The following is a 4,679-nucleotide window of genomic DNA, read 5'->3' as shown; positions in this document are numbered from 1 at the left end:
ATCTGCGTATCATCGTGATAAGCAACCCCGTTCAGTGCATCTGCTACTACCTTCACAATATTGTCCATATCCGGTTTCTTCAGCGGCAGCTCTCTTCCCTCTAGCATATCAAGCTTCCGTTTCTTCGATACGCTCTTTGACGGAAGATACCTTGCAATAATCCGGAGCGTCACAGGCTTTTCTCTTTCCAGGAACGCTCCCTTTGCCATCTGCAGATACCGATCTTTGATGAAGTTCTCATACAGAACTGTGTTCTCCGGTGTCGTGGAACAGTGCTTCTTTGTCGATGCATTATAATACGTCCGTGCCCTGGCTTTTCCCTGCGGCTTGCCCGGAACCGTAAACATTACTGATGCCATTTCCCTTTGTCCTTTCTGCCGGCACTTACACAGCAGATGCTGCATAATGCCGGCTTGCTTTCTTATTATCAAGTTACGTGTGATATATTATTTTTAAGGAGATGTCATTATCTATGCGATAATCGTAATGTGGTACTTCTCAAGTTCCTCCGCCAGTTCATATGCCAGATAGTCCTTGATTTTCTTCATAGTTGCATTCTTCCATAAACCACCGTCTGCTTCTACAAGCTTGAAGGAAGGTCCATGGTCACCGTCCTGGATCCGAAATACATAACTGCTCTGCGGCTGCTCGATTTCTGCAAAGGTACGATACGGTCTGAGCTTCACCGGATTCGGTACGATCACATCCGTCTTATTTGCAATCCCGCTCTTAATTGTGGTTTTCTGGCTGACACCATCATCATCATAATTCGCCGTTGTTCCTGACTCGATATTTCCGGCAACCTGCTTCAGGACAGTCAGATCATCGGATTCAATGAAGTTTGCCTGCAGCTCGATCAGAAAACGTTCCTGGTCATAATAACGGTCAAACCGGAATTCATTTACAATGGCATCTGCCCTCATAAGCTCCTCCCTGTTGCGTTCGTCCACCAGTCCGGAATACAATCTTACTTCTGTCGGACTGATTACATGCAGAATCATGGTCTCCCGGAGTTCTTCCGGTTTCCCCTTGATATAGTCCACAATGGATGTCAGGGTGTTGACACTCAGGGAATCTGCCTTCGGGAAATAATGATATCTTGTCAGATTTTTATTGCAGTATGTATTGCCGTTGATTTCAAGCACCTTCGGCTCCATGCTGCCTTCTTTCAGATTTGTGATAAATTCAATTGCTTCTTTTAATCCTTCCATCGTTTTTACTCCTCCTATGCTTGTTTTGCTGTTCTTAAATCAATTACTTTGCCTGCGTGTTCCGGTAAGGAATCAGCCACAACCTCTCCGGTATTCTTGTCGATCACCTTTCCATCTACTACCGTGGTTTCTGCTTCCGGTACAGCTCCAGGAATGTCCTGTACAGACATCTGTCCTGGAATCTGGTTGCCGATCTCTACCGCTTCCACTTCTCCGGTGCGGAGATCTCTTCCCATGCTCAGTGCAGTGACTGCTCCGAGTGCCGGTGCAAGGGTTGTCTTGGTCTGGACTCCAGTCGCAATGAAGTTTCTTTCCTGATTCGGCTTGAATGCGATCGTTACCGTAATCTTTCTCGCTGTGCCGGCATCCGTGTTCGGATCCTGAATGTTCTTCGTAACCTCTTCGATTGCCCGGTTTACCTGTGCGGTAAATGCTCCGTTTGCAAATGTTTCTAAATTGATGTGCTGCATAATTCTTCTTCCCCTTTCTTAAATCTATCCAAAAAATGATGCCTCAATACCCTTCGGATCCGGCTGCTGTGTTCCTGGCTCTGCCGGCTGGTCTTCCTGGACCTCATTCAGCTCCTGATCGGCTACCACTCCATCATCTTCCGCTTTCACTGCATCTACATATTCCGTCTTTCCGTCCTCATGGATCACTGCCATGTCCTTGTCAATCGCATTCTGAAGATCAATACTCATGATTCCCCATTTGCTGATCAGCTGACGGAGCATGGTTTTCAGCGCCATTCCGTCAAAATCCTTAAACCAGAATGAAGAATACTTCCACATATCCTTTTCCGAAATCTTGCCCTGTTCCAGTAATTCCAGAGATTTTGCTCCACCGTTTTTGTAAAACGCAAAAGAATACTTCTCAGCGTGTGCAAGCATTTTCTTCTTTGACCAGTACAAGGTCTTCCGGAAACCATTCTCATACTCGAACATTGCGAAGTATCCCATGGTCGGAGCTTCCTCCCGGAGGATATCATCATCAATCAGATTAACCTCCACTTCTTCATCCAGAGGATCATACCGGACAAGCTCCCCTTCTTTGATTGCAAGCACATTGAGCTTTTTGTAGTAACCGGAACGGATTGCCAGCTGAATATATCCTTTATAGCCAAGCTGGAACTGTGCTTCCTTGCAGCCTTTCTTCTTATTATCGAATGGGACCATATAAAACTGTCCGAGCTGCGGGGACGGTGAAAGATTCAGCGCCTCTCCGAGTAATGCAGCATTTACAATACTAGGGCTTGTACACTCCTGTAATGCCGGTGTGCTCTGCACCGCACTTACAATACTGGAAATGAACCTTGTCCCATTCTTTCCACCAACTACCTGATTGATCTGCTTCTTTACCGCATCGTTCTGCAGGTAAACCGACAACTTCATTGACTGATCCTGTCTTGCCAAACTGTTCTGTACTGCCATGTCTTATTCCACCTTTCCGAATCGAATCTGATTCTTTAACATATATTCACGGAGCGCCATGATCTGCTCCCTGGTTCCCCATACACGGAAGTCAAGCTGGAATACCGGTTCTTCCCCTTCCGGAATTGAAGCTGTTTCCTCTGCCGGAGCTTCCGGTACAGATCCAGATGCTGCTTCCTTCTCTGCTGCAGGTTCTTCCTTCTGTTCAGCTGCAGTCTGCTGCTTCGCTGCCTCTTCCGCTTCCCTTGCTTTCCGCTCTGCCTCCATGCGTTCTGCTTCCAGCTTTCTCTTCTGGATATCGGCAAGCCTCTGTCCTTCCTGAATTGCCTGGTTCATGTCCAGTGTCTTCCGGTAAACTTCCATTGCTTCAAACTTAAACTCCGGAAGCGTGCTGATCGTTACCACATCCGTACCAATCTGATACATCCGGCTCTTCATCTGCTCTTCAATCTTTGGAAGCGTAACTGTTGCATTCAGCCACTTTTCATCCCAGATCATGTCCAGCTTCACAAAACTCTGGAAACCAATGGATGCAAACAGTTCTTCAATCTCTTCCCGTTTTACAGCCTTGCGGCGTTCATCGATCTCTCTAATCTGAGAGTCAATCAGTCCGATCGGTTCATCAATCAGAGTTGTGATCTCCTTAACCTGCTGCTCAAACTTGGTATACGGTTCCATGCAGATCTTCTTGACACGTTTACGTTCGTCCTCAAAAGCTTTCTTCAGCTTGTTCAGATCTGCCCGATCCGCTTTCATGTCTTTGAGGGAATCCTCTGTGTAGGCGATTGTCTTATAATCCTTTACCTTCTCGGCAATCGCAGCCTTTAATTCCTCGTTGTTCCACAGAATCTGCTCTGTAAGCCAGTTTTCCTGTGGATTTGTAATCCGTAATTCCATACGCTCCTCCTTCTTTTTTAGATCTCCGGAAGTATCAGTGGTGGTTTTCTTCCACTTTCCACATACTTCCAAAATTTGATTTCTTCTTCCTGCAGATAATCCAGATCCGCCTGGACTTCCGCTCTTTCAATAAAATAATGCTTTACCTGTGTCCGTACATCCGTCCCCCAGTTGCTCCGCAAATGCGCCCGGAGGACAACAAACTCATATCCGGTAACAAGCAGATAATGCAACACCTGGATATAATAGTTATCCGGGATCCGGTCCTTCCATTTCTCATACTGCATGGACTGCAGGATGTTGGTGGTCTTAATTTCCAGAATCCCTTTCCGACCATCCTGATCAACCAGCTCCCCATCCAGAGAAGCCTGCATGAACGGATAATCCAGGCTCTGCAAAATCCGGTATTCATGATGCATGACCTGATACTGTGGATAATCCAGGCGGAACAGCTCCCTGATGAACTGCTCCGCCTCTTTTCCATAGATCACATAAGGCTTTTCTGAAATGTCTGGTGCAATCCTTCTGCCGGTCTTTTCTTCAAACAGCTCAATGTTTGTTTTGTACGGGTTCTTTCCAACTACGGCACTGGCATCACTTCCGCCGATCCCGTTTAACCGCCCCTTCAGCCAGGCTTTTTCATCTTCAAAATCATAGATTTTATAAGGTTCCATCTTTTCCTCACGTTTTTATATGATGATATATGTATGTTCTGTTCCGTCTACATGCTGTTCTGCCACTTCTACCGCTTCTTCGTAATAACCGAACAAGCCGTAGATCCACCCATCAGAGCACCGAATAATCAATGGTTTCTTTTCCATTATTACGCCCCCTTTAGGTACACATCCTTCTCTAAAGAGACGAATTATTCATCAGCATTGTCAGAAGTTCTCCCACTACCTTCAACGCTTCCAATTCAAGTTCCGCATCCGTTGCAAGACCAAGCTCCACCGCCAGGTTAATCACTTCCTTCGCCTCGGCTTCGCTTTGATCGCACTTCTCCGTCAGTGTCTTTTTAAGAGTCCGGACGATAACCGCCAAATCTGCCGTTAATCCCGGTACTCCCTCTGATGTCTTGATTTCACATACTCCATTTTCAACTTTGATCATTGACTTTCTCCTCCGACTTTCCTATAATTTA

Annotated in this window: 8 protein-coding genes; all 8 read right to left on the bottom strand. The window is 46.2% G+C overall.

What is annotated here, in order from left to right:
• Positions 1-359 (bottom strand): RusA family crossover junction endodeoxyribonuclease (locus ACYQ5K_RS16655; protein ID WP_459778041.1); only part of this gene is annotated, 359 nt, incomplete at its 3' end.
• A gap of 111 nt (positions 360-470) precedes the next feature.
• Positions 471-1,211 carry a hypothetical protein gene (locus tag ACYQ5K_RS16650; protein ID WP_459778039.1) on the bottom strand — a complete coding sequence of 247 codons (741 nt, stop codon included), beginning with the start codon at positions 1,209-1,211 and terminating at the stop codon, positions 471-473.
• A gap of 14 nt (positions 1,212-1,225) precedes the next feature.
• The gene (locus ACYQ5K_RS16645; protein ID WP_459778037.1) at positions 1,226-1,681 is read right to left on the bottom strand and encodes a hypothetical protein; all 456 of its coding nucleotides are present in this window, start codon (positions 1,679-1,681) and stop codon (positions 1,226-1,228) included.
• A gap of 24 nt (positions 1,682-1,705) precedes the next feature.
• Positions 1,706-2,641 carry a recombinase RecT gene (locus ACYQ5K_RS16640; protein WP_459778036.1) on the bottom strand — a complete coding sequence of 312 codons (936 nt, stop codon included), beginning with the start codon at positions 2,639-2,641 and terminating at the stop codon, positions 1,706-1,708.
• 3 nt (positions 2,642-2,644) lie between these two features.
• Positions 2,645-3,538: a DUF1351 domain-containing protein gene (locus ACYQ5K_RS16635; protein WP_459778035.1), complete on the bottom strand. Its 894-nt coding sequence runs from the start codon at positions 3,536-3,538 to the stop codon at positions 2,645-2,647.
• 17 nt (positions 3,539-3,555) lie between these two features.
• Positions 3,556-4,212, bottom strand: coding sequence for a lambda-exonuclease family protein (locus ACYQ5K_RS16630; protein WP_459778034.1), 657 nt, complete (start codon positions 4,210-4,212; stop codon positions 3,556-3,558).
• A gap of 15 nt (positions 4,213-4,227) precedes the next feature.
• Positions 4,228-4,359 carry a hypothetical protein gene (locus tag ACYQ5K_RS16625; RefSeq protein ID WP_271817323.1) on the bottom strand — a complete coding sequence of 44 codons (132 nt, stop codon included), beginning with the start codon at positions 4,357-4,359 and terminating at the stop codon, positions 4,228-4,230.
• 31 nt (positions 4,360-4,390) lie between these two features.
• Positions 4,391-4,648, bottom strand: coding sequence for a hypothetical protein (locus ACYQ5K_RS16620; RefSeq protein ID WP_459778033.1), 258 nt, complete (start codon positions 4,646-4,648; stop codon positions 4,391-4,393).
• Positions 4,649-4,679 lie beyond the last annotated feature (31 nt).

This window comes from Allocoprococcus similis (assembly GCF_054660775.1).
Note: the sequence above shows the minus strand (reverse complement) of the source record. Positions and strands in the feature narration are given on the sequence as shown.